General features: G+C 57.9%; 16 protein-coding genes. 4 read left to right on the forward strand and 12 right to left on the reverse strand.

Annotated elements, in window-relative coordinates:
• Positions 1-34: 34 nt before the first annotated feature.
• Entirely contained in the window at positions 35-1015 is a 981-nt protein-coding gene (locus AC2TE5_RS16890) for a nickel/cobalt transporter (protein ID WP_484612064.1), read from the reverse strand.
• Positions 1006-1644, reverse strand: a complete 639-nt coding sequence (locus AC2TE5_RS16895) for a DUF1007 family protein (RefSeq protein WP_484612065.1) — start codon at positions 1642-1644, stop codon at positions 1006-1008. The genes AC2TE5_RS16890 and AC2TE5_RS16895 overlap by 10 nt, the downstream gene beginning before the upstream one ends.
• Before the next feature lie 125 nt (positions 1645-1769).
• Here AC2TE5_RS16895 and csiE point away from each other — a divergent pair, with 125 nt between their 5' ends.
• Positions 1770-3047 (forward strand): stationary phase inducible protein CsiE, encoded by a 1278-nt coding sequence (gene csiE, locus AC2TE5_RS16900; protein ID WP_484612066.1) that lies wholly within the window; start codon positions 1770-1772, stop codon positions 3045-3047.
• Here the strand turns inward: csiE and AC2TE5_RS16905 are convergent.
• Positions 3042-4187: a 3-phenylpropionate MFS transporter gene (locus AC2TE5_RS16905; protein ID WP_484612067.1), complete on the reverse strand. Its 1146-nt coding sequence runs from the start codon at positions 4185-4187 to the stop codon at positions 3042-3044. The genes csiE and AC2TE5_RS16905 overlap by 6 nt on opposite strands.
• 173 nt (positions 4188-4360) lie before the next feature.
• Between AC2TE5_RS16905 and AC2TE5_RS16910 the strand changes: the two genes are divergently transcribed.
• Positions 4361-4783: a DoxX family protein gene (locus AC2TE5_RS16910; RefSeq protein WP_063143407.1), complete on the forward strand. Its 423-nt coding sequence runs from the start codon at positions 4361-4363 to the stop codon at positions 4781-4783.
• A 54-nt stretch (positions 4784-4837) separates the two neighbouring features.
• On the opposite strand, the gene glyA is transcribed toward AC2TE5_RS16910, so the two are convergent.
• Positions 4838-6091 carry a serine hydroxymethyltransferase gene (glyA, locus tag AC2TE5_RS16915; RefSeq protein ID WP_008502165.1) on the reverse strand — a complete coding sequence of 418 codons (1254 nt, stop codon included), beginning with the start codon at positions 6089-6091 and terminating at the stop codon, positions 4838-4840.
• 304 nt (positions 6092-6395) lie between these two features.
• Here glyA and hmpA point away from each other — a divergent pair, with 304 nt between their 5' ends.
• A complete protein-coding gene (gene hmpA / locus AC2TE5_RS16920) occupies positions 6396-7586 on the forward strand; it encodes an NO-inducible flavohemoprotein (RefSeq protein WP_484612068.1) in 1191 nt (396 codons plus the stop codon).
• 81 nt (positions 7587-7667) lie between these two features.
• Here the strand turns inward: hmpA and glnB are convergent, their stop codons facing one another.
• The 5 genes from glnB to purL form a co-directional block, all read right to left on the reverse strand.
• Positions 7668-8006: a nitrogen regulatory protein P-II gene (glnB, locus tag AC2TE5_RS16925; protein ID WP_003860685.1), complete on the reverse strand. Its 339-nt coding sequence runs from the start codon at positions 8004-8006 to the stop codon at positions 7668-7670.
• Positions 8007-8071: 65 nt separating this feature from the next.
• Positions 8072-9409, reverse strand: a complete 1338-nt coding sequence (gene glrR, locus AC2TE5_RS16930; protein WP_484612069.1) for a two-component system response regulator GlrR — start codon at positions 9407-9409, stop codon at positions 8072-8074.
• Positions 9396-10133: a two-component system QseEF-associated lipoprotein QseG gene (gene qseG / locus AC2TE5_RS16935; protein WP_193939301.1), complete on the reverse strand. Its 738-nt coding sequence runs from the start codon at positions 10131-10133 to the stop codon at positions 9396-9398. Before qseG ends, glrR begins: the two co-directional genes overlap by 14 nt.
• A 1-nt stretch (position 10134) precedes the next feature.
• The gene (gene qseE / locus AC2TE5_RS16940) at positions 10135-11562 is read right to left on the reverse strand and encodes a two component system sensor histidine kinase QseE/GlrK (protein ID WP_213328043.1); all 1428 of its coding nucleotides are present in this window, start codon (positions 11560-11562) and stop codon (positions 10135-10137) included.
• A gap of 534 nt (positions 11563-12096) precedes the next feature.
• Positions 12097-15984 carry a phosphoribosylformylglycinamidine synthase gene (gene purL, locus AC2TE5_RS16945; RefSeq protein ID WP_484612070.1) on the reverse strand — a complete coding sequence of 1296 codons (3888 nt, stop codon included), beginning with the start codon at positions 15982-15984 and terminating at the stop codon, positions 12097-12099.
• 267 nt (positions 15985-16251) lie between these two features.
• Here purL and mltF point away from each other — a divergent pair, with 267 nt between their 5' ends.
• Complete coding sequence (mltF, locus tag AC2TE5_RS16950; RefSeq protein ID WP_484612071.1) at positions 16252-17802, forward strand: membrane-bound lytic murein transglycosylase MltF; 1551 nt, start codon at positions 16252-16254, stop codon at positions 17800-17802.
• On the opposite strand, the gene tadA is transcribed toward mltF, so the two are convergent.
• From tadA to AC2TE5_RS16965, 3 genes are read right to left on the reverse strand one after another with little or no spacing between them, the layout of a single operon-like run.
• Positions 17690-18229 (reverse strand): tRNA adenosine(34) deaminase TadA, encoded by a 540-nt coding sequence (gene tadA, locus AC2TE5_RS16955; RefSeq protein WP_032659480.1) that lies wholly within the window; start codon positions 18227-18229, stop codon positions 17690-17692. The two genes, mltF and tadA, sit on opposite strands and share 113 nt — an antisense overlap.
• A gap of 24 nt (positions 18230-18253) precedes the next feature.
• Complete coding sequence (yfhb, locus tag AC2TE5_RS16960; protein ID WP_484612072.1) at positions 18254-18889, reverse strand: phosphatidylglycerophosphatase C; 636 nt, start codon at positions 18887-18889, stop codon at positions 18254-18256.
• A 3-nt stretch (positions 18890-18892) separates the two neighbouring features.
• Positions 18893-20254 carry a PTS transporter subunit EIIC gene (locus AC2TE5_RS16965; protein WP_213328038.1) on the reverse strand — a complete coding sequence of 454 codons (1362 nt, stop codon included), beginning with the start codon at positions 20252-20254 and terminating at the stop codon, positions 18893-18895.
• Positions 20255-20264: the final 10 nt, after the last annotated feature.

Consider the following 20264-nt stretch of genomic DNA (forward strand, 5'->3'; position numbering starts at 1 on the left):
GAGGGTCAGGGTGAGGGCATCAGACCGCGCCCTACTAGAAAGGCCGCAATCCCCTTCCTACCGGCACCGCGCTCATCCACATCGTCACCGCCGCTACCAGCAGAATCACCCCGCCCGCCAGCGCGAGCGTTGTCCACCCGACCTGTCTCCACAATACCGGCGTTTTATTGCCGCTGAGTTTGACCGCCAGCTGACGGAAGCTGTGTACCAGCAGCGCTAACGACGAAATGGTGAGAGACGTTCCTGCCGCCATCGCCAGCGCCGAGAGCATTCCCCAGCCAAACACGCCTATCACCTTACTGAACAGCAGCACCATAATTGCCCCCGAGCACGGGCGCATGCCCATCGAGAGAATAATCATCAGCCGCGCGCGCCAGTCGTCGCCGTTCTGCAACTGTTCCTGCGTGGGCAAATGCTGATGTCCGCAGCCGCAGGTTTCATCATGAACGTGGTGCGGCGTAAAGGTTTTGAATTTCGGTTTTTGCAGCAGCACGCGCAGCTTTTTCAGCGCCCGCCAGCAGAGGATCAGCCCCAGCACGCCCACCAGCGCGTAGCTCCCCTTCTCCAGCCAGAAGCTGCTCAGGTGCAGCTGGCGCGCGGGAAGCTGTAGCAGCGAAAGCACGACCACGACGAGCGCAATCGCGACGCTGCCCTGAAGCAGGGAGGAGGCCAGCGTCAGGCCGATACTCGATTTGAGCTTCGACGGATGTGTGGCGAGCCAGGTTGTGATGACAATTTTGCCGTGCCCCGGCCCCAGCGCGTGCAGAACGCCATAGATAAAGCTGAACGCCAGCAGGGAACCACCCGCTTTGGTCGGGTTTTCCGCCACCGCCTTCAGCAGACCGCTCATCTGCTGGTTGACCTCACGCTGCCAGACAATGCTTTTCATCATAACCTGCGGCCAGGCCTGCCACAGCCAGAGCGAACCGCAAACGGCTAGCAGGAGAAAGAGCGCCAGCGGCCAGAGGTGAAGCCAGCGGCGCGGTTTCCGAACCGGAGAGGAGATCACTGACATTGTAACGTCACCTCCTGCGCGAACTGTTTACCCAACTCCATGTCTTCAGGCGGTGCATCTTCTTTATCAAGCGAGACCGCAAAGTTCAGCGTCTCCTCGCTGGGTTTCGGGGTATGCACGCCAATTTTGCAGTTTTTTTGCAGAGCGTCCGGCAGCCGTACGTCGCTGTCTTTGTCATAGCGCATGTCGACGTAGTAGGTAGGATCAAAGGTGGAAAAACGGTACGTTTGCCCCGCCAGCGGCTGCGGATGCGCCAGAGGAAGCACGAACGTCAGCACCGCCTGATGCCCGTCACGCGTCATACCGTATTCCGTTGGCCGGTTAAGAAATTTGACCTTCTGCCCGTTGTGCCAGAATTCCGTGAAGTAGTGCTGGCCGAGCACGTTGGCCATCACTTCCGCCGCCAGCTTTTTCCAGATTTCGTCGCCGGGCTTCGCGTTTCCCGCATCGTAGAGCAGATCGGCCGAGGTGATTTCATCCATCGTCCAGCGCATCTTCAGGCCGCTCAGCTGCGTGCCGTCGGTGACCAGCTCCGTCTGGAGGTCAATAAAACTGTGAGGGTGTGCGCTGGCGGTGAAGCCGATCGCCGCCAAAAATAACGCCATCGCACTTTGTTTAACTGTTTGCATCAATTCCTCACGTCAAAAATTCTGTGATGTTCCCCAGCAATCCTGAGTGAAAGGCCTGCCGGCGCGCTTTTCAGCGCTCATCCTTTAGCTATTCTTATCAAACATTCACACTGGATACCCGACAGATGATGACGACGCTTGAAATTCCATCTGTGCTTTCCAGTTCGCAGCGCCGCTGCCAGGTGCTTTTGATGCTTTACCTGCCCGATGCTGCCGTCACCGCACAGAGCATAATTGCTGCCAACGGGGTTGACGACGCGATGGCACGGCAAGATATAGCCGAGACGCGCGATGAAATCCAGCGCTATCACCGGCTGGACATCGTCACGCACCACGACGGCAGCTACCGGATTGAAGGCACAGCCCTGAATCAGCGTTTATGCCTGCTGCACTGGCTGCGTCGGGCGCTGCGGCTTTGCCCGCAGTTTGTCTCGCACCAGTTTACCCCCGCATTAAAAACCGCGCTTAAACAACACGGCATTGCGCGGCCGCTTTACGACGATGCGAACCTGCGGGCGCTGATCGGCTTCTGCTCACGCAAGCTGCAGCGCCAGTTTGAATGCCGCGACGTCCAGTTTTTACAGCTCTATTTACAATACTGTCTTATTCAGCACCAGCTCGGGAATACGCCGCAGTTTTCTCACGTTCAGCGCAGCTGGACCCAGTCGAGAGGGGAGTATTTTACGGCCCAGGAGATCGTGCGTCACTGGAGACGGCGCGTCCCGCAGGGAGCGCACGGGGAAGAACAGCTGTTTCTGGCGCTGCTGTTTATGATGCTCCGCACGCCCGATCCGGTGCTCGATAAGCACCAGCAGGATCAGCGCTTGCGCCGCGCCATCGTGCGCATGGTCGCCCGTTTTCGCTCGCAGACCGGGATGAACTTCAGCGACGAACAGGGGCTGACCGATCAGCTGTATATCCATCTTGCTCAGGCGCTGGACCGCTCGCTGTTTGAGATCGGCATCGACACTAGCCTGCCGGAGGAGATCCATCGTCTCTATCCCCGGCTGTTACGCACCACGAAGGAAGCGCTGTTTGAGCTGGAGGCGGAATTTGGGCTGCGTTTTTCTGATGAAGAGATGAGCCTTGTCGCGGTGATTTTCGGTGCCTGGCTGATGCAGGAGACCGATCTGCACGAAAAACAGGTGATCCTGCTGACGGGAGACGATAAGGCCAGTGAGGATCTGATTGAACAGCAGCTTCGCGAGCTGACGCTGCTGCCGCTCAATATTCGCTATCTGACGCTGCAGGCTTTCCAGAAAGAGGGGGCACCGCGCGAGGCCGCGCTGGTTATCACCCCCTACCCTACCGTCCTGCCGCTGTTCTCGCCGCCGCTGATCCATGCCGTTGAGACATTGAACGCGCAGCAGCAAGAACATATTCGCGCCATGCTGGAATCATAGCGACGCGCGAGCGGCCACTTTAGGGCGAACAACGATGGCGGGTAAGGCGACCAGCGCCATCACCCAGAAGACGCCATGCCCCAGATGCTGGTAGAGGAACCCCGCAAAGACCGTCATGATGGCGATACTCCCCCCCATTGCAACCGCCGAATAAACGGCCTGCAGGCGAATAACGTCCCCGCCCTCGCGCGCAGCGATATAGCGCATCGCCGCCAGATGACACACGGTAAAGGTGCCGCAGTGAAGAATTTGCGCCACGATCAGCCACGGCAGTTCGGTCGTCCAGCCCATAATGCCCCAGCGCGCCACGCCGCACACGGCGGAAAGCAGCAGCAGGTCTCGCGCGCCAAAGCGACGGAACAGCTTCTTGCTCAGGGCGAAAATAATGACTTCGGCCACCACGCCCAGCGACCACAGATAGCCCACTGCGGAAGCAGAATATCCCGCCCCCTGCCAGTAGATGGCGCTGAACCCATAGTACGCCGCATGCGCCCCCTGAAGCAGACAGACACACGCCAGAAAACGCCAGCTTTGTGCTACCAGGCTCCGCCAGGCGGGCCAGCCTGCGCTCTCCTGATGTCGGCTTTCCCCATGCGGCATTATCGACGGCCGCAGCAGCATGCCCAGCAGCATTGAGGCAATACCGATACTCAGCAGGGCGAGAATGGCGCGGTAATCGTAAAGGCTGACCAGTTTACCCACCAGCGCGGAGCCAATCACAAAGGCAATAGAGCCCCACAGGCGCACGCGCCCATAGTCCATGGTGATCTGCTTTTGCCAGGTGTTCGCCAGGGCATCCGTCAGCGGTACCAGCGGGGAGAAGAACAGGTTAAAGCCGACCATCACCACCATCAGCCAGGCAAACTGGTGGCTGACCCAGAAGCAGGCAACAAAGACCAGCGTCAGCAGAGCAAGAATGCGCACAGCCTTGATCAGCAAGGAGGGATCGCTGACGCGCGGGGCAATCAGCAGGCTGCCGAGGAAACGCGCTACCAGCCCGGCCCCCAGCAGGACGCCGATGGTCTCGGGAGTCAGGCCGATACCCTTGAGCCAGACGCTCCAGAAGGGCAGAAAAATACCGTAGCTAAAGAAATAGGTGAAATAACTGAGCGCCAGCCAGCGCGTGGAATGCAAGACCATGAATCCCTCCCGAAATCGAGGCCATAGTCTGGCGAGAATATAAAAATTAAGCAAGTCGATAGCCTGCTATAAATTAACGGAAAATTAACATCTTGTGCAGTCGCCTGGCTTATGGCAGGGAATGAAAATATGTATTACGTTTAAATTACTCCACTTGCAGAGGTTTTTCTGCCATGAACTCACTACGTTATTTCGATTTCGGTCAGTCACGTCACCTGCTGCTGCTGATTGGCCGCATCGCGCTTGTCGTGCTGTTTATTATCTTTGGTTATCCAAAACTAACGGGCTTTAGCGGCACCGTACAATATATGACCTCGCTGGGTGCACCGATGCCCATGCTGGCGGCCATTATTGCGGTGGTGATGGAAGTGCCTGCCGCTATCCTGATCGTGCTGGGCTTTTTCACCCGCCCTCTCGCGGTACTGTTTGTATTCTATACCCTCGGAACGGCGGTGATTGGACACCACTACTGGGATATGACCGGTGATGCGGTCGTGCCGAATATGATTAACTTCTACAAGAATATCAGCATTGCTGGCGCCTTTATTTTGCTGGCCATTGTCGGACCGGGGGCCATTTCCCTCGACCGGCGTTAAGCCATAAAAAAAGGCCGCATGCGCGGCCTTTTTTATTTCTGCAAAGCAGATGAATTATGCGTATACCGGGAAGCGTGCGCAGATATCCAGAACTTTACCTTTGACGCGCTCGATTACCGCTTCGTCATTGATGTTGTCCAGAACGTCACACATCCAGCCGGCCAGCTCTTTTACTTCCGCTTCTTTAAAGCCGCGGCGAGTCACGGCCGGAGAACCGATACGGATACCGGAGGTCACGAACGGGCTCTTCGGATCGTTTGGCACGCTGTTTTTATTCACGGTGATGTTGGCGCGGCCCAGGGCAGCGTCAGCTTCTTTACCGGTCAGGTTCTTATCAACCAGATCCAGCAGGAACAGGTGGTTTTCGGTACCGCCGGATACCACTTTGTAGCCACGGTTCAGGAACACTTCCACCATCGCTTTGGCGTTCTTAGCAACCTGCTGCTGATAAACCTTGAACTCTGGCTCCATCGCTTCTTTCAGCGCTACCGCTTTAGCCGCGATAACGTGCATCAGCGGGCCGCCCTGCGCGCTTGGGAACACGGCGGAGTTCAGTTTTTTGTACAGCTCTTCGTCACCGCCTTTCGCCAGGATCAGGCCACCGCGCGGACCCGCCAGGGTTTTGTGGGTGGTGGTGGTCACAACGTGAGCGTGTGGAACCGGGTTCGGGTAAACGCCAGCGGCAATCAGGCCCGCAACGTGCGCCATGTCGACGAACAGGTAAGCACCGATGCTGTCCGCGATTTCACGCATTTTTGCCCAGTCAACGATACCGGAGTAAGCGGAGAAGCCACCGATGATCATCTTCGGTTTGTGCTCTTTAGCCTGCTTCGCCATGTCTTCGTAGTCAATTTTACCGGACTCATCAATACCGTAAGGGATGATGTTGTACAGTTTGCCGGAGAAGTTAACCGGGGAGCCGTGAGTCAGGTGGCCGCCCTGCGCCAGGTTCATACCCAGAACGGTATCGCCCGGCTGCAGCAGCGCGGTGTAGACCGCGAAGTTAGCCTGAGAGCCAGAGTGCGGCTGCACGTTCGCGTAGTCAGCGCCAAAGAGTTCTTTCGCACGGTCGATAGCCAGCTGCTCAACGATATCAACGTACTCGCAACCGCCGTAGTAGCGTTTGCCCGGGTAACCTTCAGCATATTTGTTAGTCAGCTGAGAACCCTGCGCCTGCATGACGCGCGGGCTGGTGTAGTTTTCGGAGGCGATCAGTTCGATGTGCTCTTCCTGACGTACTTTTTCCTGCTCCATAGCCTGCCACAGTTCGGCATCATAATCGGCAATGTTCATTTCACGCTTTAACATCCGCATCTCCTGACTCAGCTAACAAGTAAATTTTGGCCTGAAAAGGCAGTCCTGTTGGACGACGGGCAACAGTATAACTGATTAGTTCTGTGATAACAGGTCTTGACAAACGATTTTACGCAAACGTTTTCCTACGCGCCACGCAAGGGTTTGAGGAATAAAGCTCTCGTCATTTCCAGCGGATTTCTTTTCAGGTTTGTGATGCATATTTTTCATCTTGCAAAGAACCATTTACAACGCAGGGGTATTTTTTATAAGATGCATTTAAAATACATTATTAAAGTCACATCAGAAGGATGCGCTCATGCTCGACGCTCAAACCATCGCTACCGTTAAAGCCACCATTCCCCTGCTGGTGGAAACCGGCCCTAAACTCACCGCCCATTTCTACGATCGCATGTTCACGCACAACCCGGAGCTCAAAGAAATTTTCAACATGAGCAACCAGCGTAACGGCGATCAGCGCGAAGCGCTGTTCAACGCCATCGCGGCCTACGCCAGCAATATTGAAAACCTGGCTGCGCTGCTGCCCGCGGTGGAAAAAATCGCCCAGAAACACACCAGCTTCCAGATTCAACCCGAGCAGTACAACATTGTGGGTGGCCACCTGCTGGCGACGCTGGACGAGATGTTCAGCCCGGGTCAGGAGGTGCTGGACGCGTGGGGTAAAGCCTACGGCGTGCTGGCAAACGTGTTTATCAACCGTGAAGCACAGATCTACAGCGAAAACGCCAGCAAGAACGGCGGCTGGGAAGGCACGCGAGCCTTCCGCATCGTCGAGAAAACCCCGCGCAGCGCATTGATTACCAGCTTTGAATTTGAGCCGGTGGACGGACAGCCGGTTGCCGATTACCAGCCAGGCCAGTATCTGGGCGTGTGGCTGAAGCCTGAAGGCTTCCCGCATCAGGAGATCCGCCAGTATTCTCTTACCCGCAAGCCAAACGGCAAAGGCTACCGTATTGCCGTGAAGCGTGAGGACGGCGGTCAGGTCTCCAACTGGCTCCACAACGAAGCTAACGTGGGCGACGTGGTCCATCTGGCCGCGCCGGCGGGCGATTTCTTTATGGCCGTTGAAACGAATACCCCGGTTACGCTGATCTCTGCGGGCGTCGGCCAAACGCCAATGCTGGCGATGCTCGATACGCTGGCGAAAGCAAACCACGGCGCGCAGGTCAACTGGTTCCACGCTGCGGAAAACGGCGACGTGCACGCCTTTGCGGATGAAGTGAAAACGCTCGGGGCGTCCCTGCCGCGCTTCACCGCGCACGCCTGGTATCGCCTGCCGACGGATGCAGACCGCGCAGCCGCACTGTTTGACAGCGAAGGCCTGATGAATTTAAGCCAGATGGAAGGGGCGTTTAGCGCGCCGGACATGCAGTTCTACGTCTGCGGACCGGTGGCGTTCATGCAGTATGCCGCGAAGCAGCTGGTAGAGCTGGGTGTGAACAAAGACAATATTCATTACGAATGTTTCGGGCCGCATAAGGTGCTGTAATGAAAAAGCCCCTCGTTCGAGGGGCTTTTTTTCGCCGGGTGGCGGCTGCGCCTTACCCGGCCTACAAAACCGTTGGCATTGTTAAATCGCGGCGTCGTCTTCTTCGCCGGTACGGATACGGATCACGCGCGCCACGTCAAAGACGAAGATTTTACCGTCGCCGATTTTGCCCGTCTGCGCGGTGCGGATTATGGTATCCACGCAGGTATCGACGATATCGTCGCTGACCACGATTTCAATTTTTACTTTCGGCAGAAAGTCGACCATGTACTCTGCGCCACGGTAAAGCTCGGTGTGGCCCTTCTGACGACCAAAACCTTTCACTTCCGTCACGGTCATCCCGGTGATGCCGACTTCCGCCAGCGCTTCACGCACATCATCCAGTTTGAAAGGTTTAATAATCGCATCAATCTTTTTCATGGTGGGTCCTTAAACTCTTGCCTGTAAGCTGCCTCGTAATCGATTGCTCACAGTACCATACGGCATTACTCTTTAAAATCGTTTGCTTCCAGCTCGTGGCGCGACAGCAGCTTGTAGAACTCGGTGCGATTGCGTCCGGCCATGCGCGCCGCGTGGGTCACGTTGCCTTTGGTGATCTGCAATAGCTTGCGCAGATAGTTGAGCTCAAACTGATTCCGCGCTTCGGCAAACGTCGGCAGGGCCGTGTTTTCCCCCTCCAGCGCCTGCTCCACCAGCGCATCGCTGATCACCGGTGACGAGGTCAGCGCCACGCACTGCTCAATCACGTTCACCAGCTGACGCACGTTGCCCGGCCAGCCTGCGGCCATCAGCCGCTTCATCGCGTCGGTGGAAAACGCGCGGACGAACGGTTTATGGCGATCGGCCGCCTGGCGCAAAAGGTGGTTCGCCAGCAGCGGAATGTCTTCCGCCCGTTCCGCCAGCGCCGGGATCTTCAGGTTCACCACGTTCAGGCGGTAGTAGAGATCTTCGCGAAACTCGTTGCGGGCCATCACTTTTGGCAGATCGCGGTGGGTGGCGGAAATAATTCGCACATTAATATCAATGTCGCGGTTGCTGCCCAGCGGGCGAACTTTTCGCTCCTGCAGCACGCGCAGCAGTTTGACCTGCAGCGGCGCGGGCATGTCGCCAATCTCGTCCAGGAACAGCGTGCCACCTTCTGCTGCCTGGAACAGCCCTTCCCGGCTGCTCACCGCGCCGGTGAATGCGCCGCGGGCGTGACCAAACAGTTCAGATTCAAGCAGCTGTTCCGGAAGCGCGCCGCAGTTAATGGCGATAAAGGCGTTTTTACTGCGCGGGCTGGCGTTATGGATTGCCTGCGCCAGGATCTCTTTCCCGGTTCCGCTCTGGCCGTTGATGAGCACGCTGACGTCGGACTGCGCCACCATCCGGGCCTGTTCAAGCAGACGCAGCATAATGGGGCTGCGGGTGACGATGGACTCTCGCCATGCTTCATCCCCCGACGGGGCGGCATGTTCCAGCGCGCTGTCGATGGCCTTATAGAGCGCGTCTTTGTCCACCGGCTTGGTCAGGAAGCTGAATACCCCCTGCTGCGTCGCGGCAACCGCATCCGGGATCGACCCGTGCGCCGTCAGGATAATCACGGGCATACCCGGCTGCTGCTTCTGGATCTCCGCAAACAGCTGCAGGCCATCCATTTCGTCCATCCGCAGGTCGCTTATCACCAGATCGATTTTCTCGCGGCCGAGGATCTTCAGCCCCTCCAGCCCGCTTTCAGCGGTCACGACGCTGTAGCCTTCACTCACCAGACGCATGCCCAGCAGCTTTAGCAGCCCGGGATCGTCATCCACCAGTAACAGATGGGCAGGTTTACGGCTCGTCATGCTTCACATCCTCTTGTTTCGGCGTATCGCTATCCGGTGCCGCGGATGAACTCCCCGGCTGATATTTACGCGACGAAAGCTGCCTTTCGATATCGGTCAGATTCTCCAGCTTACGCGTCGTGGTATCCAGTTGCGTACGTAAATGTTGCTGCTGTTGACGCAGCGTATCAAGCTCGCTGTCGGTTGACTGTTGCAGCTTGCTGTAGCGGGAGCGCTCTTCAGACAGCTGAAGCTGTAATGTCTGCCCATCGCGCCAGAGCTGGTATACCGGGCGTACCTGTACCGGAAGATTGACCACAAACGTGTCCAGTCGGGTCACATTGACGCGGCGTTCAACGGGGGTGATTTTCGCATCTGCGAGTAAAATCCCACGCTTGAACGCGTCCTGCCAGGTGTCGTCATCCAGCATCGCCGCCTTCGAACGGGCGTCTACCGGCGCAAGACGCTGGGCGCAGTCTATTCCACGCAGCCAGAACAGCGGGTTGCTTTCAACGTCATGTCCTGACAGGTTCCAGATGTCTTCACAGCGGGTTGAGAGGAAATCTGCCAGTTGGTTATCGGGCCATTTATCTTCTTGTTTATCGCTAATGGCACTTTGTGGCGTATGGGAAACACACCCAGCCAGAAATAAACAGGGCAGGCTCAGGCGAAGCGTGTTGCAGGAAAACACCGCGCGTACGGCGCGGAAAAAGACGTGTGACATACTCACCAGACATAGATTCATTTTATTGATTTTTCCGGCTCAGGGGCAGTTCGATACGGAAGCAAACATCTGAACGTTCGTCCGCGGCAATGTTTAGCTCACCCTGCATGCGTCGTATGCAGTCCCGGGCGATGCTCAAGCCCAGCCCGCTTCCTTTAACCGCGCCTTTCCGCTGATGACTCCCCTGGAAAAAGGGTTCGAAGATCATGATTTTTTCGTCATCGGGGATCGGGGTGCCGGTGTTTGCGACGTCAATAAACACCCGTGAACCATTCGTATTACTTCGGATATAAATGTTACCGGATTCAGTACCATAGTGCACCGCATTGGAGTAAAGATTATCCAGAACGCTCATCAGCAGCATGGGCTCAGCCAGGCACGCAGGCGCATTCAGCTCGACGCCGGTATGCATCATTTTAGCTCTTGCTGGCAAGCTATGGGCGGAGATCACCATATCCACCAGCGGCTCAATCGCAACGTTTTCCAGTACGACCGCCCCGTCTGCCAGCTTGCGGTTGTAGTCCAGCAGTTGCTCAATTAGCTTTTGCAGATTACGGCTGCTGTTATCCAGGATCTCGACAATTTCTTTCTGTTCTGGCGTAAGGGGCCCGGCCACTTCGTCCGCCAGCAGCTCCGTTCCTTCACGCATGCTGGCCAGCGGCGTTTTAAGCTCATGAGAGATATGGCGCAGAAACTGATGGCGCTGAGATTCGAGCCACGCCAGGCGCTCGGACAGCCAGATAATGCGCTGGCCGACGGATCGCAGCTCGCGAGGGCCTTTAAAAGCGACCGTATCCCCGAGCGATTTTCCCTCTCCCAGGCGGTTGATCATACGCTGAATGCCCTTCACCGGGCCGATGATCATGCGGGTAAAGAGCAGTACCAGCCCAAGACTCACCAGGAAAAGCACCAGCGCCTGCCAGCCGAAGAACTGGCCGCGCTCGGCAATCTCCTGCTGGAGCTGCTGGCCGCGAGAGAAAATCACCGTGCGCGTTGACTGCACCATCTCGGTGTTGGCGCTGGCAAAAGCTTCAAGACGCGCGGCGGCGGCGGCATCCGGGCCGCTGTTGCTGCACTGCAGCTGCGCAAGATCGTTCAAATCCTGACGTAACGCCTGATAGAGCTTGTCGTCAGGCAAAACCCCCGCGTGAGCGTCCAGCATTTCGCTGTAGCGTTTACGCTGACTCTGATAAACCTTTTCCAGCGTCCGATCGTCAAGCACGCAATACTGACGATAGCTACGCTCCATCTCCAGCGCGGCGTTGGTCATCGCTTCACTGCGCCTGGCGTCGATGAGCGTCGTGCGGTTGGTCAAAGCCGCCTGCGCGCTCAGCGCGTTCAGACTTTGCCACGCCTGCCAGGCAAGGATCAGCAGCGGCAGCAGGATCAGCAGGAAGGCCATCATGACGAGCTGCCGCAGGGAACGGGGGAAAACGGGCCAGCGTTTCAACGCATTACTCTCTTAATGGGGGTTTACGCAGAGCGTAACTGAGTCTGCCCTTCAGATACAACAAAGCCGGGTAAAAACCCGGCTTTGTCATGGAATGAGGCGGTGCCTAACTCGACGTTTCGCCCTGGCCTGATAAAGCATCGCTATGATCAGTAGTTGGACGGCAGGCACCTTTTTGTGCGTCATTCGAAGTTTATGTAGCGCGTCCCGAAGGGGCTGACATAAGAAGGTGAATGAGCCACTGGTTAATATTATGCAACACCCGTGCCAGAATGCAAAACAAAATATTAACACATTGAAATATATGATTTTTACTCGTTTAACCGGTTAATTATCGGTTGAATGATTTCCAGGCTAAGTGTCGCTATTAAGCAACACCTTAACGGGAACCTTTACTGCCATATATAAATCAATGAGTTAAGTGTCTCCATTTAGAGACAGTCGCATACCCTCTTTGTCGCAGTTTTGCGACACGCATAAAAAAGCCCGGTGCGCTTACGCTTACCGGGCCTACAAGGGTTAGGGTGCTAAAACTTAACCCAGCTGCTTACGCGCGTTGCGGAAGATACGCATCCACGGGCTGTCCTCGCCCCAGCTTTCCGGGTGCCAGGAGTTGCTCACGGTACGGAACACGCGTTCCGGGTGCGGCATCATGATGGTCGCACGACCGCTTTCGCTGGTCACTGCCGTAATACCGTTGGCGGAGCCGTTCGGGTTAGCCGGGTAGGTTTCTGTCACCTTGCCGAAGTTATCGACAAAGCGCAGCGCCACCAGGCCTTTGCTCTCCAGCTGAGCCAGATGCGCAGCATCACGCACTTCTACCTGACCTTCACCGTGGGAAACGGCGATTGGCATCTGTGAACCGACCATCCCCTGCAGCAGCAGAGACGGGCTTTGGGTCACTTCCACCAGGCTGAAGCGCGCTTCGAAGCGGTCAGACTGGTTGCGCACAAAGCGCGGCCAGGCTTCGCTGCCCGGGATCAGCTCGCGCAGGTTAGACATCATCTGACAGCCGTTACACACGCCCAGCGCCAGGGTCTGCGGACGGTGGAAGAAGGTTTCGAACTCGTCGCGCACGCGGCTGTTGAACAGGATGGACTTCGCCCAGCCTTCGCCCGCGCCCAGCACGTCGCCGTAGGAGAAGCCGCCGCACGCCACCAGCGCCTGGAAATCTTCCAGACCGGTACGCCCGGCCAGCAGGTCGCTCATGTGGACGTCGATAGCGTCAAAGCCCGCGCGGTGGAAGGCAGCCGCCATCTCAACGTGGGAGTTAACGCCCTGCTCGCGCAGCACCGCCACTTTCGGACGCGCGCCGGTCGCAATGTACGGCGCGGCAATGTCTTCGTTGATGTCGAAGGAGAGCTTCACGTTCAGGCCTGGATCGTTGTCGTTAGCCTTGGCGTTGTGTTCCTGGTCGGCGCATTCCGGGTTATCACGCAGGCGCTGCATCTGCCAGGTGGTTTCCGCCCACCACATGCGCAGCGTGGTGCGGCTTTCGCTGAACACGGCGTGACCGTCTGCTTCAATGACGAAGCGGTCGCCCTGAACGGCTTTACCCAGATAGTGCACGCAGTCTGCCAGACCGTGCTTCGCCAGAATGGCTTCAACCGCGTCGCGATCCGCCGCACGTACCTGAATCACGGCACCCAGCTCTTCGTTGAACAGCGCCGCCAGACGGTCTTCGCCAAGCGTGGCAATGTTCGCTTCCACGCCGCAGTGGCCGGTGAAGGCCATCTCTGCCAGGGTCACCAGCAGGCCGCCGTCGGAACGGTCGTGGTAGGCCAGCAGCTTACGCTGCGCCACCAGCGCCTGGATGGCATCGTAGAAGCCTTTAAGCTGGGCAACGTCGCGAACGTCGGCTGGCTTGTCGCCGAGCTGGCGGTAAACCTGCGCCAGCGCGGTGGCACCCAGCGCGTTGTGGCCTTTACCCAGGTCAATCAGCAGCAGGGCGTTGTCTTCGGTCGCAAGCTGCGGCGTAACGGTGTGGCGCACGTCTTCCACGCGGGCAAACGCGGTGATCACCAGCGACAGCGGAGAGGTCATCTCGCGCTGCTCGCTGCCTTCCTGCCAGCGGGTTTTCATCGACATGGAGTCTTTGCCCACCGGAATGGTCAGGCCGAGGGCAGGACACAGCTCCTCGCCCACCGCTTTCACGGCTTCATACAGGCCAGCATCTTCGCCAGGGTGACCGGCTGCGGCCATCCAGTTTGCGGAGAGCTTAATGCGTTTGATATCGCCAATCTGCGTCGCGGCGATGTTGGTCAGCGCTTCACCGACGGCCAGACGGGCAGAGGCCGCGAAGTCCAGCAGCGCCACCGGGGTGCGTTCGCCGAGAGCCATCGCTTCGCCGTAGTAGCTGTCGAGGCTCGCGGTGGTCACGGCGCAGTTAGCAACCGGGATCTGCCACGGGCCGACCATCTGGTCGCGCGATACCATACCGGTCACGGTGCGGTCGCCGATGGTCACGAGGAAGGTTTTCTCCGCCACGGCAGGCAGGTGCAGCACGCGGTTAACCGCGTCGGTAACGGTAATGCCCTGGCGATCCAGCGCTTTGCCCGCCGCTTTGCGGGTCGTTACGTCGCGGGTCATCTTCGGCGTTTTACCGAGCAGAACGTCGAGCGGCAGATCGATCGGCTGGTTGTCAAAGTGGGTGTCACTCAGGCTCAGATGCTGCTCTTCGGTCGCTTCACCGATGACGGCATACGGCGCACGCTCGCGGCGGCACAGCTCGTCAAACAGCGGCAGCTGATCCGCAGCAACCGCCAGCACGTAGCGCTCCTGGGATTCGTTACACCAGATTTCCAGCGGGCTCATGCCCGGCTCATCGCTCAGGATATCGCGCAGGTTGAAACGACCACCGCGGCCGCCGTCGCTCACCAGCTCCGGCATGGCGTTGGACAAACCGCCCGCGCCCACGTCGTGGATGAAGAGGATCGGGTTGGCATCGCCCAGCTGCCAGCAGCGGTCGATCACTTCCTGGCAGCGACGCTCCATCTCAGGGTTGTCACGCTGCACGGAGGCGAAGTCGAGATCCGCGTCAGACTGGCCGGAGGCCATAGAAGAGGCCGCTCCGCCGCCCAGACCGATGTTCATCGCCGGGCCGCCGAGCACGATCAGCTTCGCGCCAACGACGATCTCGCCTTTCTGCACGTGATCGGCACGGATGTTGCCGATCCCGCCCGCCAGCATGATCGGCTTGTGGTAGCCGCGCAGCTCTTCGCCGTTGTGGCTGTCCACCTTCTCTTCATAGGTACGGAAGTAACCGTTCAGCGCCGGACGGCCAAACTCGTTGTTAAACGCCGCGCCGCCCAGCGGGCCTTCGGTCATGATATCCAGGGCAGTCACAATGCGCTCTGGCTTGCCGAAATCTTCTTCCCACGGCTGTTCAAAGCCCGGGATACGCAGGTTGGAAACGGAGAAACCGACCAGACCCGCTTTAGGTTTAGCGCCACGACCGGTCGCACCTTCGTCACGGATTTCACCGCCGGAGCCGGTCGCCGCACCCGGCCACGGGGAGATCGCCGTCGGGTGGTTGTGGGTTTCCACTTTCATCAGGATATGCGCAGGCTCCTGATGGAAGTCATAGCGCCCTGCTTCGCGATCGGCGAAGAAGCGGCCCACCTCGGAACCTTCCATTACCGCGGCGTTGTCCTTATAGGCAGACAGCACGTGGTCAGGAGTTTGCTCCATGGTGTTTTTGATCATTTTGAACAGCGACTTCGGCTGTTGTTCGCCATCAATAATCCAGTCGGCGTTGAAAATCTTGTGGCGGCAGTGCTCAGAGTTAGCCTGCGCGAACATGTAGAGTTCGATGTCGTTCGGGTTACGGTTGAGCTTAACAAACGCATCCTGCAGGTAGTCGATTTCGTCTTCTGCCAGCGCCAGGCCGAGACGCAGGTTGGCGTCAATCAGCGCCTGGCGGCCCTGCCCCAGCAGGTCTACGCTCTGTACCGGCGCAGGCTGATGGTGAGAGAAAAGCTTCTGCGCGTCATCGAGAGAGGCAAATACGCTCTCCATCATGCGATCGTGCAGTTCAGCCGCAACCGCCTGCCACTGCGCGTCGCTCAGGGTAGAGGCTTCCACGTAGTACGCCACGCCGCGTTCCAGACGGTTAATCTGGTTCAGGCCACAGTTGTGGGCGATGTCGGTGGCTTTGGAAGACCAGGGGGAGATGGTGCCCGGACGAGGCGTCGCAAGGATCAGTTTGCCGGTTGGCGTATGGCTGCTCAGGCTTGGACCATACTTGAGCAGGCGTTCCAGCTGTACGCGCTCCTCTGCATTCAGGGGGGCATTCAGGTCAGCAAAATGGACATACTCAGCGTAAATATTGCTTACCGGAAGGTCGGCCGCCTGAAAACGTGCCAGCAGTTTAGTGATACGGAAGGCAGACAGTGCAGGCGAACCACGCAGAATTTCCATCATAAGTCTCTCGTCTTCGAAGCGCCGGGGCGCTTACAGTGTGCGCAAGGGGGGAAAACGGGCGTCATTATAGAGAATCCTGAGCGCCGACGAAACCGTTTGCGTCGAAATAAAATTTGCACGGAGATTTAACAATAGATGTGACCTGTCTCTCTAATTGGTTGCCAAGTGGCGCAAGTTTACGCAAAATGCCGCTCATTCAATGGCAAACCTTATGATTAACATGGCTACAGCAGACTGAGGCAACCGGCGTCGCAGAGAATTAACTAATTGAAAAAATTAAAGATTAATTATCTGCTCATCGGCATTGTAACGTTGCTGCTGGCAGTGGCCCTCTGGCCTTCCATCCCCTGGTTCGGCAAAGCCGAAAACCGTATCGCCGCCATTCAGGAGCGGGGGGAATTGCGCGTCAGTACCCTCAACTCTCCACTGATTTACAGCGACATCAACGGCAAAATCATTGGCCTGGATTACGAGCTGGCACAACAGTTCGCCGATTATCTTGGCGTGAAGCTTAAAATCACCGTCCGCCAGAATATCAACCAGCTGTTTGACGACCTCGATAACGACGATGCCGATATGCTTGCCGCCGGGCTGGTGTATAACAGCGAGCGCAGCAAGAACTACCAGCCAGGCCCGACCTACTATTCCGTTTCGCAGCAGCTGGTTTACCGCGTCGGGAGTCTTCGCCCGCGCTCGCTGGCCTCGATTAACGATCGGCAGCTGACGATTGCGCCCGGACACGTGGTGATTGACGATCTGCGTGAACTCAAGGAGAAGAAATATCCCGACCTGAGCTGGACGGTGGATCCGAAACTCGGTACGACCGAGCTGCTGGAGCAGGTAAAAGACCAGAAAGTGCCCTACACCATCGCCGATTCGGTTGCGATCAGCCTGTTCCAGCGGGTGCATCCTGAAATCGCCGTGGCGCTGGACGTCACCGACGAGCAGCCCGTGACCTGGTTTAGCCAGCTTGATGACGATCAGACCTTCTCTGCCGCGATGCTCGATTTCTTCAACACCATCAATGAAGACGGTACCCTGGCGCGTCTCGAGGAGAAGTACCTCGGGCACGGTGATGACTTTGACTACGTTGACACCCGCAGCTTCCTGCGCGCGGTAGACAGCGTCCTGCCGGACCTGCAGCCGCTGTTCGAAAAATACGCCCAGGAGATTGACTGGAAGCTGCTGGCGGCTATTTCGTATCAGGAATCTCACTGGGACACCCAGGCCACGTCGCCCACGGGCGTACGCGGTTTGATGATGTTAACCAAAAATACCGCGCTGAGCCTGGGCGTCAATGACCGTACCGATGCCGAACAGAGCATCAGCGGCGGTGCGCGCTATCTGCAGGATATGATGGCCAAAGTACCGGAAACGGTGCCGGAAGAAGAGCGGATCTGGTTTGCGCTGGCGGCCTACAATATGGGCTACGCGCATATGCTTGATGCACGCGCGTTGACGGCCAAAACGAAAGGTAACCCGGACAGCTGGTCAGACGTTAAGCAGCGCCTGCCGCTGCTGAGCCAGAAGCCATGGTATAACAAGCTAACATACGGCTACGCGCGCGGGCATGAAGCCTACGCCTACGTGGAAAATATCCGTAAATATCAGATTAGCCTGGTTGGGTATCTGCTGGAGAAAGAGAAAGAGGCGACGGAGGCCAAACAGCTGGCTCAAAGTTACCCGGTCGTGGCGCCGGACGAGCTTAATCGTCCGACAGCTTCAATTCTGCCTTTTGCTGCTTTTTCTGCTGACGGCGCATTCGAAAGAAATCGCTTAATAACCCCGAACACTCTGGTGCAAGCACCCCACCGATAGTCTTCACCTGGTGGTTCATGCCCGGGTGACCCAGCACGTCCATCAGCGAACCGGCCGCACCAGTTTTTTCATCCCGCGCGCCGAAAACCAGAGTCCCGATCCGGCTGTGCACCATCGCGCCGGAGCACATCACGCACGGCTCCAGCGTCACATACAGCGTGGTATCAAGCAGGCGATAGTTTTGCAGCACCAGACCGCCCTGGCGAAGCGCCATGATTTCCGCGTGGGCTGTAGGATCGTGGCGTCCAATAGGACGGTTCCACCCTTCGCCAATCACCTGATTGTTATGAACCAGAACCGCGCCCACGGGCACTTCGCCCTCTTCCCAGGCGCGTTGAGCCAGCGTCAGCGCATGGCGCATCCAGTATTCATGATTGTATTCAGGGTTGGACAACGGTTGATACTCCAGTCGAAAAGCGGGCGGCATTATACACGTCCGTTTTAGAGAAGACTATTCGAGTTGCTGAAGTTCGCCCGCAGGCGTGACGCGCCAGCGGTGCTGGCAAAAATAGAGCAGCGGGTTGTCCTGCTTGCTGTCGCTGTAGCCGCTGTACAGGCGCAGCGGCGTACCGATGCGTTTCTCCAGCTGGACCACTTTTTCATGCCCCAGGCATCGCAGGGTCAGCACCCAGCCGCCGTAGCCGCGGGCAATTTGCGTGGCGATAAGATTCACGCGCGGAAGCCAGGGGGTATCAAAATAGACCTGCTCCACCAGCGTCTGCGGGGAGCCGGTAATCAGCCAGATGTCGGCATCGTTCGCGTCGAGGTAGCTGGTGAGGCGCGCCTGCACCACCGGAAAGGCGGCGACGTGGCCGCGAAACCAGTGCGCAAAATCCTTTTCGAGCTGTTTGAGCCGCGCTTCGCTGTGCCCAAAGGTACATCCCCACAGCAGCAGGCTCATCGGCCATCGCGCCGCCCGGCCTTTCACCAGCAGCGCGATCCCGATAACCGGTAGGAGCGGCAGCACGAGCAGCGCATTCAAAGGCTGACGCCGCAGCAGGTAACGCATAAACGTACCAAACATATCCTGCTGATGCAGCGTTCCATCCAGGTCGAAAAAGACAACGCGACGCCCGTGATTTGCCAAACCTTACTCCTCTGGGTCGTTGAAACCTAACAGCCAGGTAAACAGGAACCCGGCGATCACCGCTACTAAATAGCCTAACAGATAGAGCATCACTTTTCCGGTCACGATGGTTAATGCCAGCGGTAAACCGGAAAGCCCAAAGGTGATAACGGTAGCGACTTTCCAGTAGCTAATGAGCGCCCCGCCTACCGCACCGCCCAGACAGGCGGCGAGGAACGGTTTACCCAGCGGCAGCGTAACGCCGAAAATCAGCGGCTCGCCGATGCCGAGCAGTCCGACCGGGAGTGCGCCTTTAATCATTTTTTTCAGACGCGCGTTGCGGGTTTTCATCAGTACGGCAATCGCCGCGCCCACCTGCCCCACGCCCGCCATCGACAGGATAGGCAGCAGCGCGTTATAGCCGTGCGACTGCACCAGCTCGACGTGGATCGGCACCAGCCCCTGGTGCAGACCGGTCAGCACCAGCGGCAGGAAGGTACCGGAAAGCACAGCGCCCACCAGCAGGCCGCCGCGGTCAATAGCCAGAGATGCACCGTGAGCGATGGCTTCAGAGATCCACCCGCCTAACGGCTGGAGGGCCACAATCGCTACGCTACCGGTAATTAACGTGGTCAGCAGCGGGTTGAGGATCAGCTCGATCGAGCCAGGCAGGATCGCGCGAAGCCTTTTCTCGATCCAGCACATCAGGATGACCACCAGCAGCACGGCGATCACCCCACCGCGCCCGGGCTGGAGCGCCTCGCCAAACAGCGTTATCTGCGCCAGCTGAGGGCTGGACAAAATACCCGCCATTACCCCACCCATCGCCAGCGATCCGCCAAACACCTTCGCGGTATTCACCCCGACCAGAATGTTCATGATGGCGAAAACAGCGCTGCCGAAGATCCCGAGAATCCCCAGCAGGTTCGGATACTGCGTGGCGAAATCCCCCACAATATCCGGTCGCTTGAGGATGTTGATGATCCCGGTGATCAGGCCTGAGGCAATAAACGCCGGGATCAGCGGAATGAAGACGTTTGCCAGCTGACGCAGCGCATCGCTCATGGGGGCTTTGTATTTGGCCTTTGCCTGTGCTTTGGTGCGCTCCGCATCGTCCATCGACGCGCTCGCGCTACCGCCCATCAGCGCGCGCATGGCATCGACAACCTGCGCCGCTTTCCCCGGCCCGACGATCAGCTGGTGCTGCTGCCCCTGCTTCACGTAGCCGCTGACGCCGGAGAGTTGCTTCAGGCGCGGCACGTCAAGCTGGTCGTCGTTATGCACCTCGACGCGCACGCGCGTCATGCAGTTTTCGAGACGCTGAATATTTTTTTCCCCACCAATCCCCTGCAGGATATCGCTGGCGAGCGCTGCTGTTTTGTCCATAGACGCCTCT

This window comes from Enterobacter sp. N5-15 (assembly GCF_057221635.1).

Excerpts from the sequence above, each read along its gene's own strand:
- purL (WP_484612070.1), bottom strand. The coding sequence starts at position 15,984 with ATGATGGAAATTCTGCGTGGTTCGCCTGCACTGTCTGCCTTCCGTATC.
- csiE (WP_484612066.1), top strand. The coding sequence starts at position 1,770 with ATGATGACGACGCTTGAAATTCCATCTGTGCTTTCCAGTTCGCAGCGC.
- AC2TE5_RS16910 (WP_063143407.1), top strand. The coding sequence starts at position 4,361 with ATGAACTCACTACGTTATTTCGATTTCGGTCAGTCACGTCACCTGCTG.
- qseG (WP_193939301.1), bottom strand. The coding sequence starts at position 10,133 with ATGAATCTATGTCTGGTGAGTATGTCACACGTCTTTTTCCGCGCCGTA.
- AC2TE5_RS16965 (WP_213328038.1), bottom strand. The coding sequence starts at position 20,254 with ATGGACAAAACAGCAGCGCTCGCCAGCGATATCCTGCAGGGGATTGGT.
- tadA (WP_032659480.1), bottom strand. The coding sequence starts at position 18,229 with ATGCCGCCCGCTTTTCGACTGGAGTATCAACCGTTGTCCAACCCTGAA.
- glyA (WP_008502165.1), bottom strand. The coding sequence starts at position 6,091 with ATGTTAAAGCGTGAAATGAACATTGCCGATTATGATGCCGAACTGTGG.
- AC2TE5_RS16905 (WP_484612067.1), bottom strand. The coding sequence starts at position 4,187 with ATGGTCTTGCATTCCACGCGCTGGCTGGCGCTCAGTTATTTCACCTAT.
- glnB (WP_003860685.1), bottom strand. The coding sequence starts at position 8,006 with ATGAAAAAGATTGATGCGATTATTAAACCTTTCAAACTGGATGATGTG.
- hmpA (WP_484612068.1), top strand. The coding sequence starts at position 6,396 with ATGCTCGACGCTCAAACCATCGCTACCGTTAAAGCCACCATTCCCCTG.
- AC2TE5_RS16895 (WP_484612065.1), bottom strand. The coding sequence starts at position 1,644 with ATGCAAACAGTTAAACAAAGTGCGATGGCGTTATTTTTGGCGGCGATC.
- glrR (WP_484612069.1), bottom strand. The coding sequence starts at position 9,409 with ATGACGAGCCGTAAACCTGCCCATCTGTTACTGGTGGATGACGATCCC.
- AC2TE5_RS16890 (WP_484612064.1), bottom strand. The coding sequence starts at position 1,015 with ATGTCAGTGATCTCCTCTCCGGTTCGGAAACCGCGCCGCTGGCTTCAC.